At 71.0% G+C, this 14,488-nt stretch carries 14 protein-coding genes; 7 read left to right on the top strand and 7 right to left on the bottom strand.

Annotated features, from left to right (window positions below; translation table 11 throughout):
- Positions 1-7 precede the first annotated feature (7 nt).
- On the top strand, positions 8-775 hold the full coding sequence (locus tag IW245_RS35770) for a 3-methyladenine DNA glycosylase (protein ID WP_233473062.1): 768 nt from the start codon (positions 8-10) through the stop codon (positions 773-775).
- A gap of 19 nt (positions 776-794) precedes the next feature.
- On the opposite strand, the gene cimA is transcribed toward IW245_RS35770, so the two are convergent.
- A complete protein-coding gene (gene cimA / locus IW245_RS35765) occupies positions 795-2,393 on the bottom strand; it encodes a citramalate synthase (RefSeq protein WP_197007513.1) in 1,599 nt (532 codons plus the stop codon).
- Positions 2,394-2,673: 280 nt separating this feature from the next.
- Between cimA and IW245_RS35760 the strand changes: the two genes are divergently transcribed.
- The 3 genes from IW245_RS35760 to IW245_RS35750 all read left to right on the top strand — a co-directional run bounded on the left by IW245_RS35760 (position 2,674) and on the right by IW245_RS35750 (position 4,683).
- Entirely contained in the window at positions 2,674-3,225 is a 552-nt protein-coding gene (locus tag IW245_RS35760; RefSeq protein ID WP_197007512.1) for a peroxiredoxin, read from the top strand.
- Between the two features lie 63 nt (positions 3,226-3,288).
- Complete coding sequence (ahpD, locus tag IW245_RS35755) at positions 3,289-3,819, top strand: alkylhydroperoxidase, AhpD family (protein ID WP_197007511.1); 531 nt, start codon at positions 3,289-3,291, stop codon at positions 3,817-3,819.
- A 150-nt stretch (positions 3,820-3,969) separates the two neighbouring features.
- Positions 3,970-4,683, top strand: coding sequence for a hypothetical protein (locus IW245_RS35750; RefSeq protein WP_197007510.1), 714 nt, complete (start codon positions 3,970-3,972; stop codon positions 4,681-4,683).
- Between the two features lie 62 nt (positions 4,684-4,745).
- Here the strand turns inward: IW245_RS35750 and IW245_RS35745 are convergent, their stop codons facing one another.
- The gene (locus IW245_RS35745; protein WP_197007509.1) at positions 4,746-6,053 is read right to left on the bottom strand and encodes an MFS transporter; all 1,308 of its coding nucleotides are present in this window, start codon (positions 6,051-6,053) and stop codon (positions 4,746-4,748) included.
- Between the two features lie 199 nt (positions 6,054-6,252).
- On the opposite strand from IW245_RS35745, the gene IW245_RS35740 reads away from it, so the two are divergent.
- Positions 6,253-7,278 carry an SGNH/GDSL hydrolase family protein gene (locus IW245_RS35740; RefSeq protein WP_197007508.1) on the top strand — a complete coding sequence of 342 codons (1,026 nt, stop codon included), beginning with the start codon at positions 6,253-6,255 and terminating at the stop codon, positions 7,276-7,278.
- A 129-nt stretch (positions 7,279-7,407) separates the two neighbouring features.
- Here IW245_RS35740 and IW245_RS35735 read toward each other — a convergent pair whose 3' ends face one another.
- A complete protein-coding gene (locus IW245_RS35735; RefSeq protein ID WP_197007507.1) occupies positions 7,408-8,796 on the bottom strand; it encodes a class II 3-deoxy-7-phosphoheptulonate synthase in 1,389 nt (462 codons plus the stop codon).
- A 105-nt stretch (positions 8,797-8,901) separates the two neighbouring features.
- On the opposite strand from IW245_RS35735, the gene IW245_RS35730 reads away from it, so the two are divergent.
- Positions 8,902-9,258 carry a hypothetical protein gene (locus IW245_RS35730; protein ID WP_197007506.1) on the top strand — a complete coding sequence of 119 codons (357 nt, stop codon included), beginning with the start codon at positions 8,902-8,904 and terminating at the stop codon, positions 9,256-9,258.
- Here the strand turns inward: IW245_RS35730 and IW245_RS35725 are convergent.
- Complete coding sequence (locus tag IW245_RS35725) at positions 9,227-10,693, bottom strand: glycosyltransferase family 39 protein (RefSeq protein WP_197007505.1); 1,467 nt, start codon at positions 10,691-10,693, stop codon at positions 9,227-9,229. The genes IW245_RS35730 and IW245_RS35725 overlap by 32 nt on opposite strands.
- A 146-nt stretch (positions 10,694-10,839) precedes the next feature.
- Here IW245_RS35725 and IW245_RS35720 point away from each other — a divergent pair, with 146 nt between their 5' ends.
- Positions 10,840-11,556 carry a class I SAM-dependent methyltransferase gene (locus IW245_RS35720; RefSeq protein WP_197007504.1) on the top strand — a complete coding sequence of 239 codons (717 nt, stop codon included), beginning with the start codon at positions 10,840-10,842 and terminating at the stop codon, positions 11,554-11,556.
- A 315-nt stretch (positions 11,557-11,871) separates the two neighbouring features.
- On the opposite strand, the gene IW245_RS35715 is transcribed toward IW245_RS35720, so the two are convergent.
- The 3 genes from IW245_RS35715 to IW245_RS35705 all read right to left on the bottom strand — a co-directional run bounded on the left by IW245_RS35715 (position 11,872) and on the right by IW245_RS35705 (position 14,427).
- Positions 11,872-12,237 (bottom strand): hypothetical protein, encoded by a 366-nt coding sequence (locus IW245_RS35715; protein ID WP_197007503.1) that lies wholly within the window; start codon positions 12,235-12,237, stop codon positions 11,872-11,874.
- Positions 12,238-12,466: 229 nt separating this feature from the next.
- Positions 12,467-13,279, bottom strand: coding sequence for a pyrroline-5-carboxylate reductase (gene proC, locus IW245_RS35710; RefSeq protein WP_197007502.1), 813 nt, complete (start codon positions 13,277-13,279; stop codon positions 12,467-12,469).
- A gap of 122 nt (positions 13,280-13,401) precedes the next feature.
- Positions 13,402-14,427: a 6-phosphofructokinase gene (locus tag IW245_RS35705; protein ID WP_197007501.1), complete on the bottom strand. Its 1,026-nt coding sequence runs from the start codon at positions 14,425-14,427 to the stop codon at positions 13,402-13,404.
- Positions 14,428-14,488 lie beyond the last annotated feature (61 nt).

Raw genomic sequence — 14,488 nt, 5'->3', positions numbered from 1 at the left:
GGGGCGCGTGGACAGGCGGGTGGCGCACGAGGCGCGGGTTGACGCGCTGGTCGCCGCGCACCTGGAGCGCCGTGGCCAGGGCCTGAAACACCCGGTCGAGGACTTCCTGTTCACCTACTACAACTACCGGCCCAACCAGCTGCGCACCTGGTTCCCCGGCTTCGACCGGCCGCCCACCGACAAGGAGCGCGCCCGGATCGGGTGGATCCGCGACCTGCTCGCCGCCACCCGCGACCGGGCCCCGCACCTGGGCTGTTTCGGCCTGCACGAGTGGGCGATGGTCTACCAGGACACCGAAACCCGGCATCCGGTACCGCTGCGGATGGCACCCGACAAGCTCGCCGCCTTCGTCGACGCGCAGAACGTCCGGTGCTCGCACTTCGACGCGTTCCGGTTCTTCACGCCGCCGGCCCGGAGCCTGAACCTGCTCCAGCCGAGCCGGGAGACGCAGCGCGACAACGAGCAGCCGGGGTGCCTGCACGCGAACATGGACCTGTACAAGTGGGCGTACAAGCTGGCCCCGCTCGTGCCGGCCGAGCTGGTCGTGGACTGTTTCGAGCTGGCCCGCGACGTCCGGACGCTGGACATGCGGGCCAGCCCGTACGACCTGGCGGACCTCGGCTACCCGCCCGTGCGGATCGAGACCCCCAACGGGCGGGCCGAGTACGTGACCCACCAGCGGGCGTTCGCCGAACGGGCCGCCCCGCTCCGCGACCGCCTCGTCGAGGCCTGCGACCGGCTGCTCGCCCCGGCGCCGAGCCCGGGCACCGTCTGAGCCCGGGCCCGACCGCAGGTTAGGGCCGGTTCTGGCCGCCGCCCCGGTGCTGGGCCTGGTCCCCGCCCTTCTGCAGCGCGTGGGTCAGCGCGTCGACCAGGGCCAGCCAGCTGGCCTCCACGATGTTGCCGTGCACCCCGACCGTGGTCAGCTCGGCGTCCCGGTGGGTGGACTCCACCAGCACCCGGGTGACCGCGTCGGTGCCATGCGAGCCGGCCAGGATCCGGACCTTGTAGTCGACGAGTTCCAGCGACGACAGCGCCGGGTAGAACTCCACCAACGCGAGGCGGAGCGCCTGGTCGAGGGCGTTGACCGGCCCGTTGCCCTCGGCCGTGGCGATGGTCCGCTCCCCGCCCACCACGATCTTCACGGTGGCCTCGGAGACCACGGCCCCGTCGGGGCGGTGCTCGACGATCACCCGGTAGGACTCCAGGTCGAACGGGGCTTTGACCTCGCCGAGCGCGGACCGCACCAGCAGCGCGAACGACGCGTCCGCGGCCTCGAACGACCAGCCCTGGGCCTCCAGGGACTTGACCCGCTCGGCGACGGCGGTGAGTACAGTGGGTTGGCCGGCCAGGTCCAGCCCGAGCTCACGGGATTTGAGCTCGATGCTGGCCCGGCCGGCCATCTCGGTGATCAGGATGCGCATGTCATTGCCGACGGTGGTCGGATCCACATGGTTGTACAGCTCCGGATCGACCTTGATCGCGCTCGCGTGCAGCCCCGCCTTGTGAGCGAAGGCCGCGTGCCCGACATAGGCCTGGTGGGTGTCGGGTGCGATGTTGGCGATCTCCGCGATGGCGTGCGAGACGCGCGCCATCTGCTCGAGGCACCCCGGCGGTAGCACGGGGAGCCCGAGTTTGAGGGCGAGGTTGCCGACGACGGAGAACAGGTCCGCGTTGCCGGGTCGCTCGCCGTAGCCGTTGGCCGTGCCCTGGACGTGCCGGACGCCGGCCTCCACGGCCGCGATGGTGTTGGCCACCGCGCAGGAGGTGTCGTTCTGGGCGTGCATGCCGAGCAGCGCCGGGTCGACGCCCAGGTCGGCGATGGCCCGGGTGATGCCGGACGGCAGGGAGCCGCCGTTGGTGTCGCACAGCACGACGCGTTCGGCGCCGGCTTCGAGAGCCTTCTCCACGACCCTTTTCGTGTACTCCGCGTCGAAGCGGAACCCGTCGTAGAAGTGCTCGCAGTCCACGAAGACGCGGCGGCCCTCGGCGACGAGGTGCGTGACCGTGTCGTACACCATGGCGAGGTTTTCTTCCGGGGTGGTGCGCAGCGCGCGCTCGACGTGGCGCAGGTCTGCCTTCGCGACGAGGGCGATGGCCGGGGTCTCCGCGTCCAGCAGGGCCCGGACCTGCGGGTCGTCGGCGGCCGTGGTGCCGGCCTTGCGGGTGGCCCCGAAGGCGACCATGAGCGCGTGTTTCAGCTGGAGTTCGTTGCGGGCCCGGCGGAAGAACTCGGTGTCCTTGGGCATCGCCCCCGGCCAGCCGCCCTCGATGAATCCCACGCCGAACTCGTCGAGCAGTCGGGCCACGGCGAGTTTGTCCACCACCGAGTAGGTGATGCCCTCGCGCTGGGCGCCGTCACGCAATGTCGTGTCAAAGACCTGGAAATCCATCGTTCACTCCAGTTAATTCCTGCAACAAAAAAGACCCTCCGCGGGTGCGGAAGGTCTGCGCGCTGACGAGGTAGGTCTCGAAGTCAGCGCGCCGGGCCAATAATGAGCAGGCTGGTCACATGGGCAACCTTCCCAGAACGTCCGGCTATCTGGAAATCACTCCCAGATAACGGGACTGATGTGAGCTACTTCATACTAGTGTCGCCCTCGTGGGCGATTTTCGCTCCCGTAGGGCACAATCTGGAATGACTCCAATCAACCGCCCTACAGGAGAACCTCTGTGCTTACCGTTGGTGACCACTTCCCGGCCTACGAGCTGACCGCCTGCGTGTCGCTCGACGCCGACAACGCCTTCGAGACCATCACGAACAAGTCCCACGAGGGCAAGTGGCGCGTCGTCTTCTTCTGGCCGAAGGACTTCACCTTCATCTGTCCGACCGAGATCGCCGAGTTCGGCCGGCTGAACGGCGAGTTCGCCGACCGTGACGCGCAGGTGCTGGGCGCCTCCGTGGACAACGAGTTCGTGCACTTCGCGTGGCGCAAGGACCACCCGGACCTGCGCGATCTGCCCTTCCCGATGCTGTCGGACATCAAGCGCGAGCTGTCCGAGGCCTGCGGCATCCTCGGCGAGGACGGCGTCGCCCAGCGCGCCACCTTCATCGTCGACCCGAACAACGAGATCCAGTTCGCCATGGTCACGGCCGGCTCCGTGGGCCGCAACGTCGCCGAGGTCCTGCGGGTCCTCGACGCGCTGCAGACCGACGAGCTGTGCCCGTGCAACTGGAACAAGGGCGGCGACACCCTCGACGTCAAGTCCCTGATGGCCAGCTAGTTCTCCCTGGGGAGGGGGCCTGACGGCCCCCTCCTTCCTCGTTCGCGCGAAAGGAACCACCCCGTGGGTCTCGACACCCTGAAGGACGCCCTGCCGGCGTACGCGAAGGACACCAAGCTCAACCTGGGTTCCGTGCTCGGCAACGCCACGCTGCCCGAGCAGCAGGCCTGGGGCGCCGCGCTGGCCTGCGCGATCGCGGCCCGCAGCCCGCAGGTGATCCGCGAGATCGCCGCAGAGGCCGCCGACCGGCTCAAGCCCGAGGCCGTCGAGGCCGCCAAGGCCGCGGCGTCCATCATGGCCATGAACAATGTGTACTACCGCGCCAAGCACCTGATCGGCGACGAGGCGTACCAGACCCTGCCCGCCCGGCTGCGGATGTCCGTCATCGGCCAGCCCGGCGTGGACAAGGTGGACTTCGAGCTGTGGTGCCTCGCGGTCTCCGCCATCACCGGCTGCGGGGTGTGCCTCGAGTCGCACGAGAAGGCGCTGATCAAGGCCGGGCTCGGCCGGGACGCGATCCACGACGCGCTGCGGATCGCCGCCGTCGTGCACGCCGCGTCGGTCACCCTGGACGCGGAAGCCGCGCTGGCATAACGACTCCACACGAGAAGTTGTCGTCATCTCGACCCGGATGACGGCAACTTCTCCGTTTCCGTTCCTTGACACGGGGTGACCCCGCGCGACATTGTCGAATCGATGCACGTCACTGCATGATCGACTGGGGGCGCGGGGAAGTAGGGCGGCGTGACGCCGACGGAACACCCATTTGCTACGGGAGAACTGGCCGCGGTGGTCGACGCCGCGCCGGGCGGCAGCTGGATCGGCCTGCACCGCCGCCAGCCGCCCCGGACCGTGCTGTCCCGCAGATCCGAGCTGGCCTGGTTCCTGTTCTGCGCGCTGATGCTGTTCCTCGTCGCGTCGTCCACGGGCGAGCTGCTCGCCGAACCGGCCGGTTCCGGCCCGGCTCCGGCCGGCGCCCCGGGCGTGTTGGCGCCGCCCGGCTCCGGCGCGCTGGACTCGCAGACCGCCGCGCTGCGGGCCCGGGCGACCGCCACCCGCAGCGCCGGCCCGTCGGCCAGCACGTCGGCCTCGGCGTCGACCCGCGGCACCCCCGTCGGTCCCCCACCGGTGTCCAAGCCGCCGACCAGCGTGCCGACCAGCGGCGGCGGCGGGGTGACGGTGAACGCGTCCGGCACCCCGGAGTGCGGCGCCTCGTCGTGGAACGTCGCCGTCAGCGCGACAGTGGTGGGCGGCACCGCGACCGAGGCCAGCGTGTACGCGCGCCGCGACGACCTCGGCGGCAGCTGGCAGTTCGGCCGGATGTCCGGCGGGCCGAAGACGTTCAACGGCAGCACGTACACGGAGCCGTCCTTCAACGCCATCGCGTGGTACGTGTCCGTGAAGCTGTCCGACGGGCGGATGCTGTCCTCGGCGGTGACCGTGACCGGCGGCTGTTGACCGGAGCCGTCGCTCACCGGCCACCGGGCCGCGGGCGTCCCGGCCTACCGCCCATCCCGGTTCTACCGCCTGGCCGCGGGCACCGCTGTCGGTAGCGCGGTGGCCGGCGTGGGCGACGGGGGCAGGGTCGCGAGTACCCGGCGCAGGCGTGGGGCCGTGGTCGCCGCGAGGAGGACGGCGAGCAGGCCGGCGACGACGGGCACGGTGAAGGCGCCCTGGTAGCCGTACCGGTCGGCGAGGACGCCGGAGAGCGCCGAGCCGACGGCGTTGCCGGCGACCGCGCCGCTGGCCATCAGCGTCATGGCCGCGCCGGCCCGCCGGGCCACGGTGATCCTCTCGGCCAGGACGTACCCCGTGATCAGGTACGGGGCGACCGCCACCCCGAGGAACGCCAGCGCGGCCATCGCCGAGCCGAGCGAGTCGACCAGCAGCAGCGGGGCCGCCCCGACGAACAGCGCGACGGCGAACACGACATAGCGCAGCGAGACCCGGAACCGGGTCGGCAGGGCGGCCGTGAGCAGGCCGGCGACGATGCTGCCGACGCCCATCACCGCGTACACCAGGCCCCCGGCCCCGGTCTCGCCGATATCCCTGGCCAGGGCCGTGATGCCCGTCTGGGTCGCGCCGAAGACGACGCCGATGAACACCATGGCCGCGACCAGGCCCCAGAGGTCCGGGGTCAACCGGTCGCGCGGCGCGTCGGACGGCACCCGGAGCACCGGCGGCGCCGTCGGGTGCACGGCGAACAGGGTGCCGGCGACCACGAGCAGCGCGATCGCGCCGATCAGCGGCAGGGTCGGGTGCCCGGTGAGGGCGAGGACGCCGACCAGCGCGGGGCCGGTGATGTAGGCCGTCTCATCGGCCGTGCCCTCGTACGACATCGCGGTCGGCATGAGCCGTTGCCGCTCGGCGACGGTGCGCGCGCCGGGCCGCGCGGTCCGGCCGTTCGGCCCGGGTGGCAGATCGCCGAGCAGGGCCGCCCAGCGCACCCGGACCAGCGGCCCGACCTGCGGGGTGGCGAACCCGGCGAGCGCCGCCGCGCCGGCCGTGACGGCGAGCGGGGCGTGGCTGAGGGCCGAGTAGAGCAGTGCGGCGTAGGCGAGCGCGTCGATCAGGGCCGCGGCGACGCCGACGAGGCGCTGACCGTACCGGTCGGCGAGGGAGCCCACCACCGGCCCGCCGAGCGCGGAGCCGACGCCGAGCGCGCCGGCGGCGATCCCCGCGGCGGTGAGGCTGTCGGTGGTGGTGACGACGAGGGTGAGCGCGCCGACGACGCCCATCGCTGCGGGCAGGCGGGCGAGGAAGGCGAGCAGGAGGAAACCAGGTCCGGTCACGGACCACAGCCCCCGGTACGAGGCCAGGGCAGCCAAGGGACATCCCTTTCGAGTGTGCCGAAAGAGACGCGCAGCCCCACCCCCAGCGCGTGCTCATGGTGAGCCCTTAGCCCAGCCATCGTAGATCGACTCGTCGGGGGCGGTCACGGACTAGTGGCCGGGATCTCCGGAACAGGTGGTGATCAAGGCCTCAATACCGTAGAAAGCGGTCATATAACAATGGAAGGGGTACACATTGAGAACCCGGTTAGCCCTCCTGCCGCTCGCCGCACTGCTCCTGACGCCCGGGGTCGCGCTGGCCGTCCCTCCGCCCGCCGCGCCGCCACCGCTGGACGCCGTCGTGGCGCTCGGCGACAGCATCGCCTCCGGCGAGGGGGCCGGCGACTACCACGACGGGGCGAACGCCGACTGCCACCGCTCGAACCACGCCCAGCTCGCCGCGGCCGGGATCCCGGGCGCGAACGTGGTCAACCTCGCCTGCTCGGGCGCGGAGACCGCCGACGTGCTGGTCCGGGGCCAGGGCGGGGAGAAGCCGCAGGTACAGGCGCTGCGGGAGGCCGCGGAGCAGTACCGGATCAGGCTCGTCCTGATCACCGTCGGCGCCAACGACGCGGGCTTCACGGAGATCGTCACCGACTGCGCCGTCGGGTACGCGCTGACCACCGCCAGCTGCAAGGACGACTGGGCGCCCAAGGTGGCCGACCGACTCACGGCACTCCGGCCCCGGCTCGACTCGGTGCTGGCCCAGGTGCGCGGGGTGCTCGCCGACACCGGGCAGGGCGACGCGCGGATCGTGCTGCAGTCCTACCCGTCGCCGCTGCCCGTGCACAACCGGTGGGACAGCAGGTTCTCCCGGGTGCTGCACGGCTGCCCGTTCCACGACGACGACGCGGCATGGGCGCGGGGCACGTTCGTCCCGCTGCTCGCGGCCACCATGCGGGACGCCGCGCAGGCCGCCGCCGTGGACTTCCTCGACCTGACCGCGGCGATGGACGACAGGGAGGTGTGCTCGCCGGGCGACGAGCCGAAGTGGACCCGCGGGATCAGCCTCCGCCTGAAGGCGGACGGCACCCCTGAGGCCGGCCCCGGCCGGAGCCCCGAAGGGGTGATCTCCCGGGAGTCCCTGCACCCGAACGAGCTCGGCCACGCGATGCTCGGCCAGTGCCTCGCCGGCTACTGGTCCCAGCCGACCAGCGGCGTCTGCCACCGCGAGCAGGACGGCCTGCGCTTCCTCCCGGTCCCGATCAACGGCGCGCCCTAGCCTGACCGGCCACCGCCCCGGCACGCTGGGCTCCGGCCGACACCACCGGGGCAGGGACCACTCGTAACCAAAAAAAAAGGGGGTGTCGCTCTTCCCCGGAAGGAAGGCGACACCCCGCCTGACAAGGGGCTAGCCCCGGAGCATCTCCGTCACGAGGAAGGCGAGCTCGAGGGACTGCTGGGTGTTGAGGCGCGGGTCGCACGCCGTCTCGTAGCGGTCGGGCAGGTGCCGGTCCTCGATCGCCTGCGCGCCGCCCAGGCACTCGGTGACGTCCTCGCCGGTCAGCTCGACGTGCAGGCCACCCGGGTGGGTGCCCAGGCCGCGGTGCACCTCGAAGAAGCCGAGCACCTCGTCGACGATCCGGTCGAAGTGCCGGGTCTTGTACCCGTTGGACGCCTCGATCGTGTTCCCGTGCATCGGGTCGCACTGCCAGACGATCTTGTGTCCGGCGGCCGTGACCTTCTCGACGATGCCGGGCAGGGCGTCGCGGACCTTGCCGTTGCCCATCCGGGAGATCATCGTCAGCCGGCCCGGGATGTTCTCCGGGTTCAGCTTCTCGGCCAGCTCGATCGCCTCGTCCGGGGTGCACGCCGCGTCGATCTTCACGCCGATCGGGTTGACGACCTTGCTGATGAAGTCCAGGTGCGCGCCGTCGAGCTGCCGGGTCCGGTTGCCGATCCAGAGGAAGTGGCCGGACAGGGCGTAGGCCTTGTCGTGCGACACCCGGGTGAGCGAGCGGTCGTACTCCAGGGCCAGGGCCTCGTGCGAGCAGTACAGCGTGACGGTGCGCAGCGCCTCGTCGTCGCGCAGGCCGCAGGCTCGCATGAAGGCCAGCGCCCGGTCGATCTCGCGCGCGATGGCCTCGTAGCGCTCGCCGGCCGCCGACGTGCGCACGAAGTCCTTGTTCCAGTCGTGCACCGCGTGCAGGTCGGCCAGGCCGCCGCCCAGGTAGGCGCGCAGCATGTTCATCGCCGACGACGCGTTCGCGTAGGCGCGGATCATGCGCTGCGGGTCGTTGACCCGGGCCTCCTCGGTCATCTCCAGGGAGTTGAGCATGTCCCCCCGGTAGGAGGGCAGGCCGAAGGCGTCCAGGGCCGCCGAGCGCGGCTTCGTGTACTGGCCGGCGACCCGGGCCACCTTGATCACCGGCATGCTCGCCCCGTAGGTGAGCACGACGGCCATCTGGAGCAGGGTGCGCGCGTTGGCCAGGATGTGCGACTCGGTGTTGTCCGCGAACGTCTCTGCGCAGTCGCCGCCCTGGAGCAGGAACGCCTTGCCCTCGCAGACGAGCGCGAGGCGCTCGCGGAGCTGGTCCACCTCGTAGGGCGCGACGATCGGCGGCACGGTGGCCAGGACGTCGGCGACCTGCTCGACCACGGAATAGTCCGGCCAGGGCGGCATCTGCTCACGGGGGAGCTCGCGCCATCGGTCGATCCCGAGGGACGCGGCCTCGGCGGTGTTCGCCGGGCGGGTGATCTGGAGGCCAGGGTTCCGGAACTGATGCCATTCCTGTTGCACGAGTCAACCTTAGTGCGACGGTCGGGGTCGCACATCGCCGAGGTGGCTAGTCCCACTCGTCGGGAGCCGTACCGGACGCACTATCGTTTACCGATCATGGAGACGATGGATATGCCCGATATCACCCAGTACCAGGTGCACAAGATCATCGAGGACGTGGATTTCGAGGGTACGCCCGTCCCCGGTCTCCGCGGTGCCTTCTACCGCCGCCCGGCCGGGGACCGCACGGAGTCGGTCGGCGTGTACAGCTACGCCGACGACGAGGTGTTCATGGCCTGGGGGTACGTCGGCGAGGAACACTGCCGGGCCGCCGCCGCCCGCAGGCCCGACGGCGCGTGGGACGCCGTCCGCGGCGGCTGCCCCGACGTGCGGGTGCTGCGGACCGGCGACGAGGTGACCGGACTCGCGGTGGGGCTCGCCGACGGGGGCGTCAGGAGCTGCGGACGTACAGGGCGACCGTGAAGGCGCGCTTCGCCCAGGCGTGCTCGAGCCGGTAGTCGTCCCTGAGCAGCCGTTCCTTGGCCCCGGACTCCCACTTCGGGTCGGTGAGATCCTTCAGCGGGTCGGCCAGCTTCTTGTCCTCGAACCGGATCACCCAGACCCGCGGCGCGTCCGCGAGGCACCGCACGAGCTGGTCGTCCGGGCACTCCTTCGCGAGGAAGTTGTCGCCGGCCCGCTGCCCGACCAGCGCGAACGCGTCCCTGGGCCGCTTGTCGGCGGGGACGTACCGGGCGACCACGTCCCGGGCCTCCCACGGCACCACCGGCTCGTGCAACGCGTACGCGACGGCGTCGCCCGGGCGGAACTCCGCGGCGATCAGCGCGCCCACGCCCCGGGTGTCGTGCTCGTGGCCGTCCGGCCAGCGGTAGAACAGGTTGATGTTCGCCCCGAGCGCGGCGAGCGCCACGAGCCCGGCGACGACCGGCACGAGCCTGGCCCGGGCGAGCGTGATGCCCGCCGCCAGAACCAGGGCCGGGAGGGTGAAGAGGAGATAGCGGTACCAGAACAGCTCGTGGACCTGGGCCGCGGCGAACAGCACCACCGGCGGCACCACGAACCAGGACAGCACGAGGATCGAGGACCGGCGGCGCGAGTACGCGAGCACCGCCAGCGCGAGCAGGAAACCACCCACCGCGGCCACCGAGGTCAACTTCTCCGGCAGCGCGATCACGGTGCGCACGCTCGACTCGGGGATCCAGCTCACCTGCCTGGTCTGCTCCGTCGACAGCCAGACGAGCGGCAGCACCGGCAGCACCCCGAGCGAGGCGGCCAGGAACCAGCGCCAGAACACCGGCCGCCGCGACCGCCACAGGGACAGCAGCGCCACCACGCCGTGCGCGGCCACGATCAGGATGGCCAGGATGTGCAGCAGGCCCATCAGGGCGACCGTGACGGCGTACCCGACCAGGAGCCGCCTCGACGGCCGGCGCAGGATCCGGTCCATCAGCAGCGTCGCCACGATCGCGCCGAGCATGACGAACGGGTAGACCCTGGCCTCCTGCGCGTACCGCGACGCGGCCGGGACCAGCGCGAACGCCACCCCGGCGACCAGCCCGGCCCGGTAGGACACCAGCCGGCGCCCCAGCACGGCGAGCAGGCCGGCCGCCGCCGTCATCGCCAGCACCGAGGGGAACCGCAGCGCCCACTCCGAGGAACCCGCCACGTGGACCCACAGGTTCATGACCAGGTAGTACAGCCCGTCGACGGCATCGACCTCGCCGAGCATCCGGAGCATGTTCCCCACCGGCATCCGGGCCGCGCCCCAGGTGGCCAACTCGTCGGCCCACATGCCCGGCCGACCCAGCCGCCACAGGCCCAGTGCGAACATCACCAGGGCCGGGGCCGACCACACGGGAACCCGGAGACGCGAGGTAGCAAGCACGAGCCAGTAAACCATTTGCGCTCGGGGACGGTGCCCATCACCACCTTGCCGTGCATGTCACACGGCTCACAGGTTGCTCGGTAGCATCGGGTAAGGTGCCCGGAGCGGTCCCCACATTTTGACCGCACAAAATCGGGCAAACAAGTGAGGGAAGTACTGAAATGACCGATCTTGGTGGAGACCAGCAGGTCCAGGAAGAGGTCCTCGAAGGCCTCGCCGAGGCTGTCAACCACCGCAAATGGTTCTCCTCCATGGCGTTCCCCTACCTGGGCGACGACCCGATCGAGGTCGGTAGCGGTTTCGGCGACTACGCGCTCGAGTGGGCACCGCGCGTCCGCCGCTTCACCTGCACCGAGGCGGAGCCGACCCGACTCCGCGAGCTCGCCGAGCGGATGGCCGTCGAGGCCCCGAACGTCGAGGTCCGCCAGCTTCTCCTCCCCACCGACGAGATCGGCCACCACACCGGCCTGGTCACCTACAACGTGCTCGAGCACATCGAGGACCACGTCGGTGCCCTGCGCAGCATGTCCGGGCTGCTCCAGCCGGGTTCCGCGATCGTGGTCGTCGTGCCGGCGTTCATGATCGCGATGAGCAAGGTGGACATCGCGACCGGCCACGTCCGGCGGTACACGAAGAAGACCATGCGCGCCGCCATGCTGGAGGCCGGCCTGGAGATCGAGGTGTTGAAGTACGCCAACATCCTCGGCTTCTTCGGGTACTTCGTCTCCGCCAAGCTCCTCGGCCAGGCCCCCAAGCCCGGCCCGGTCGTCCGGATCTACGACAAGTTCGTCCTCCCGGTCACCCGGGCGTGGGAGAGCGTGTTCGGCGCGCCGTTCGGCCAGTCCGTGATCTGCGTGGCGCGTACCCCGAAGAAGTAGCACCCCCGACGTCACCGGCCGGCGGCACCCTGTTGTGGGGGTGCCGCCGGCCGGTTCATTTCCGCAGGTCGGAGCGCTGTTGCGCTGTCCGGCCGACAGGTGTGCCGCGCGGGTGGGCCCGCAGGGCGCCAGGGGGCGGTGCCTCATTCGCGCGGTGGGAGCAGGCCGTTCGGGCGGGCCGCCGCCGTCCGGGACCGCCGTGGCCGTTCGGGCCGTGCCGGCGGGCCCAGCGGGACCGCCGTGGCCTTCCGGGCCGTGGACGTGAGGTGCCGCCGGCCGGCCGCGCTCTCGCAGACCGACCGACAGCAGGTCAGATCACTCGGTGACGGGCGCGTGCTGCTCCGCCCGGCCGAGCCGCCGGGTGGACCAGAGCGCCGACCCGGTGAGCACGAGCGCGCCGACCAGGGCGACGCCGTGCAACCACGGGTTGAGGATGGGCACGAACGCCACGACCCCGACCGGGATCTGGACCACCGCGACGAGCGCGATGAGCAAGGCCTTACGGTTGCCGCCCCAGAGGTACGCGGTCCACAGTGGCGCGGAGACCACCGCCAGGGTGAGGACATCCAGCAGGGCGTGCAGGTAGACGTTGTGCACCCGGTCGTGAGCGAACGCCGACGCCGGAGTGGAGATCAGCAGGACCCCGATGGTGGTGCCCAGGGCCAGGAGTACTCGCCGCATGGGTAGCCCCCTTTCGACTACGAGTTGTGATCACCCTACGGCGTTGCGTAGTCGCGTGGAACCCGTGCGCACGTGAGTGAATATCCACGGCACTTGATCTTTTAGGCACTTGACCTGTGGGTTTTGATCTAACCTGATCGGCCCTCTGAGGGCGGGGAGGCGAAGGCGGGTGGCCGCCTGCATACCGGTGTTGTATGCAGGCGGCCACCCAACGCACGCATCGTCGCCCTCAGAGGGCCTCACTCTGCTGAGCGATTTCGCGGGCTCGGTCTCGGGCGGCTTCCAGGGCCGCCAGCAGCGCCGCCCGCACCCCGTGGTTCTCCAGTTCCCGGATCGCGCTGATCGTGGTACCGGCCGGGGACGTCACCGCCTCGCGCAGCGTCACCGGGTGCTCGCCGGAGTCCCGGAGCATCACGGCCGAGCCGATGGCCGTCTGCACGATCAGGTCCCTGGCCACCTGGCGGGGCAGGCCGAGGAGGATGCCCGCGTCGATCATGGCCTCGACGAGGAAGTAGAAGTAGGCCGGGCCGGAGCCGGACAGGGCCGTCACGGCGTCCTGCTGGGACTCCGGTACCCGGATCGTCTTGCCCAGCGGTTTGAACAGCTCCTCGGCGAGCGCCATGTGCGCCGGCAACGCGTGCGCGCCGGCGGAGATGGCCGTCATCGCCTCGTCCACCAGGGCCGGCGTGTTGGTCATGACCCGGATCACCGGGGTGCCGGGCTGGAGCCGGCGCTCGAAGAACGTGGTCGGCAGGCCGGCGCACAGGGAGATGACCAGCTTGTCGGCGGGGATCTTGCCGCCGAGCTCCTCGAGGAGCACCCCCGCGTCCTGGGGTTTGACCGCGATCGCCACGACCTCCGCCTCGCCGACGGCGCCGAGGTTGTCGAGCACCCGGATGCCGAGCCGGTCGCGCAGGTCCTGGGCGCGTTCCGGGCGGCGGGCGGTGGCGATCAGCCTGCCGGCCGGCCAGCCGGCCTTGACCAGGCCGGTCAGCAGCACCTCGCCGATCTTGCCCGCTCCGATGACGGCAACGGTGTCCACGCGCGTATTCCTCTCTGTCCTGACGGCCGGGCCGCGACGGGACCGGCGATGCCCGGGCCCGAGCCCGGACCACTGGCGCGTCCGGGCCGGGCCGGCAGGCCCGGCCCGGACACCGACGATTCCTACCCGAAGAAGACCTCGGCCTCGGCCAGGCGCGCGGCCGGCACGGTCTTCAACTCGCGGGTCGCCTCCTCGAGCGGCACCCGGACGATGTCGGTGCCGCGCAGCGCGACCATCTTCCCGAAGTCCCCCTCGTGCACCGCGTCGATCGCGTGCAGCCCGAACCGGGTCGCCAGCACTCGGTCGAACGCCGTCGGCGTGCCGCCCCGCTGGATGTGGCCGAGGACGACGGCCCTGGCCTCCTTGCCGGTGCGCTTCTCGATCTGGTCGGCGAGCCACTGGCCGACGCCGCCGAGCCGGACGTGGCCGAAGGCGTCGAGCTGACCACCCTGGGTGACCATGTCCCCGTCGGACGGCATCGCGCCCTCGGAGACCACCACGATCGGGCTGTACCGGGTCTGGAACCGGGTCTCGATGTACTCGACGACCTTGTCCAGGTCGAACCTCTGCTCCGGCAGCAGGATCACGTTCGCGCCGCCGGCGAGGCCCGAGTGCAGGGCTATCCAGCCGGCGTGCCGGCCCATCACCTCGACGACGACCGTGCGGTGGTGGCTCTCCGCCGTCGTGTGCAGCCGGTCGATGGCCTCCATCGCGATGTTCACGGCCGTGTCGAAGCCGAACGTGTAGTCGGTCGCGCCCAGGTCGTTGTCGATCGTCTTGGGCACCCCGACGACGGGCACGCCCAGCTCGGTCAGCTTCGCCGCGACGCCAAGGGTGTCCTCGCCGCCGATCGCGATCAGCGCGTCGATGCCCAGGTCAGCCAGGTTCGCCTTGATCCGCTCGACGCCGCCCTCGATCTTGAACGGGTTGGTCCGCGAGGAGCCGAGGACCGTGCCGCCGCGCGGCAGGATGCCCCGGACCTCGGGGATGCCCAGCGGCTTGGTGTCGCCCTCCAACGGGCCGCGCCAGCCGTCCCGGAAGCCCACGAACTCGTGGCCGTAGTCCGTGACGCCCTTGCGCACCACGGCACGGATCACCGCGTTCAGACCCGGGCAGTCCCCGCCGCCGGTCAGCACACCGATACGCATAGCTGTGGATCCCTTCGTTGGATCGCGAAAAAGAGTGCGAACCACCTAGGAACGAGCGGCG

This window comes from Longispora fulva (assembly GCF_015751905.1).
GTDB lineage: Bacteria > Actinomycetota > Actinomycetes > Mycobacteriales > Micromonosporaceae > Longispora > Longispora fulva.
This window is presented reverse-complemented; position numbering and strand designations above follow the sequence as displayed.

Coding starts and splice junctions, on each gene's coding strand:
- cimA (WP_197007513.1), bottom strand. CDS start 2,393: ATGGATTTCCAGGTCTTTGACACGACATTGCGTGACGGCGCCCAGCGC.
- IW245_RS35730 (WP_197007506.1), top strand. CDS start 8,902: ATGGATATGCCCGATATCACCCAGTACCAGGTGCACAAGATCATCGAG.
- IW245_RS35725 (WP_197007505.1), bottom strand. CDS start 10,693: ATGGTTTACTGGCTCGTGCTTGCTACCTCGCGTCTCCGGGTTCCCGTG.
- IW245_RS35720 (WP_197007504.1), top strand. CDS start 10,840: ATGACCGATCTTGGTGGAGACCAGCAGGTCCAGGAAGAGGTCCTCGAA.
- IW245_RS35715 (WP_197007503.1), bottom strand. CDS start 12,237: ATGCGGCGAGTACTCCTGGCCCTGGGCACCACCATCGGGGTCCTGCTG.
- IW245_RS35705 (WP_197007501.1), bottom strand. CDS start 14,427: ATGCGTATCGGTGTGCTGACCGGCGGCGGGGACTGCCCGGGTCTGAAC.